Source organism: Pseudonocardia pini (assembly GCF_013870575.1).
Lineage (GTDB): Bacteria > Actinomycetota > Actinomycetes > Mycobacteriales > Pseudonocardiaceae > Pseudonocardia > Pseudonocardia pini.
In genome coordinates this window covers 1-1,569 of sequence record NZ_JACBXB010001024.1, presented here as the reverse complement: position 1 = coordinate 1,569, position 1,569 = coordinate 1, and the positions used below count along the sequence as shown (strand labels likewise).

Below are 1,569 nucleotides of genomic sequence, written 5' to 3'. Positions count from 1 at the left end.
CGGGTAGCGGAGCGCCACGGCCCCGGGGTCGGCGGCGATCATCCGCCGCAGCCGCGCGGGCAGGTCGCGCGCCTCGGCCATCTCAGATGGAGAAGCGCTCGAGCTCGTGCGCCACCATGCCGTCGAGGGTCGCGGCGGGCGGGGCGGGCAGCGTGACCGCGGCCTCGCGGGTGGGCAGCAGCACCACCGCGGTACCGGGGGTGGTGGTCTCGCCGCGCTGGTTCTCGCACCAGATCTTCAGGTGCACCTCGGCGCCGGCCTCGGTCCGCTGCTTGTCCACGACCTCACCGCGCACCCAGGTGGCGTCGCCGATGTAGTTGAACTTGCGGTGCTCGCAGCGCAGCTTCCACAGCCAGCCGTCGTCGCCGATCCAGTCGGTGACCAGGTGGGTCAGCCAGGTCTCGCGCATGCCGCCGTAGTCGTAGGAGTTGGGCAGGCCCAGCTCCTGCGCCCGCGCGGGCTCCCAGTGCAGCCGCTGCACGGTGTCCGGGATGTTCATCGCGTTCGGCGGGTACAGGCCGGGCGCCTTGCGCCGCACGTTGGCGGCGATCTTGAACGCGCCGGGCGGGGTGAGCTGCATGCCCCAGCCCAGGTGCCAGACGACGACGTCGGTGACGGTGAGCGGCCCCTTCACCTTGGGCTGCATCACCTCGCCGATCTCGACGTCCTCCCAGTAGCGGGGCTCGGCGCCGCGCCGGGTCTCCGCGGCGTACGCGGCGTCGATCTCGGCGAGCTGTTCCGGGGTGTAGGGGACCTGCTCCAGCTTCTCCTTGGCCCGCTTCTTCGACGTGTGCCGCTCGGCGTTGATCCACGTCCCGCGGCGCACGGCGTGCATCTCGCCCTCGCCGTCGGTGTAGAGGTAGTCGTGCGTGATGTGCGCGGTCCGCCCACCGAAGCTCGACGTCTTGGGCTGCACGCCCACCTGCGCCTGCAGCACCCGGCACCGGTCGCCGAGGGCCAGCGGCCGCCACCACTCGAACTCCATGACCGCCTGGTAGGAGCCCAGCCCGGCGAACGGGTCACCCTTGAGCAGGGCCTTGGTCTCCGGGTCCGGCTTGGGCGCGGCGTCCTCGCCCATCGTGTAGAGGAAGGTCGGCGGGGCGATCAGCGCGCCCCAGCGCGTGCCCGCGGCGTACTCCGGGTCGCAGTAGAGCGGGTTGTCGTCCCCGTACCCGAAGGCGAAGTGCCGGCTGCCGTCCTGGGTCACCTCGAGGTTGTGCGGCTTGTTGTACTGCGGGTTCGGCACCCCGAGCCGCAGCCGCGACCGCGCGATCGCCTCGTCGGTCAGGAGCCCGAAGGTCTCCTTCTTCTCCTCGGTGCTGGTCATGTCAGGTCGTCCTCCACGTCGAGGTGAGTCACGCTGGGGTGGGTTCGGCGGCGAGCCGGGCGCGGACGAGGTCCAGCAGCTCGACGCGGCTGACCTTGGTCGACGGGGTGCGTGGCAGCTCGTCGACCACGAGCACGTGCTTGGGCACCTCGTAGGGGGTGAGCTCGCTGCGGCACAGGGCGATCAGCTCCTCGATGTCCGGGGCGGCGTGCCCCGGCTCGACCTCCACCGCCTCTGGTACC

General features: G+C 71.6%; 2 protein-coding genes. Both read right to left on the bottom strand.

Annotation, left to right across the window (positions count from 1 at the left end):
- Positions 1-82 precede the first annotated feature (82 nt).
- Positions 83-1,327 carry an FAS1-like dehydratase domain-containing protein gene (locus tag H5J29_RS32110; RefSeq protein WP_181784671.1) on the bottom strand — a complete coding sequence of 415 codons (1,245 nt, stop codon included), beginning with the start codon at positions 1,325-1,327 and terminating at the stop codon, positions 83-85.
- Between the two features lie 28 nt (positions 1,328-1,355).
- On the bottom strand, positions 1,356-1,569 hold a 214-nt coding region (locus H5J29_RS32105; protein ID WP_446686506.1), incomplete at its 5' end, for an AMP-binding enzyme.

Excerpts from the sequence above, each read along its gene's own strand:
- H5J29_RS32110 (WP_181784671.1), bottom strand. The coding sequence starts at position 1,327 with ATGACCAGCACCGAGGAGAAGAAGGAGACCTTCGGGCTCCTGACCGAC.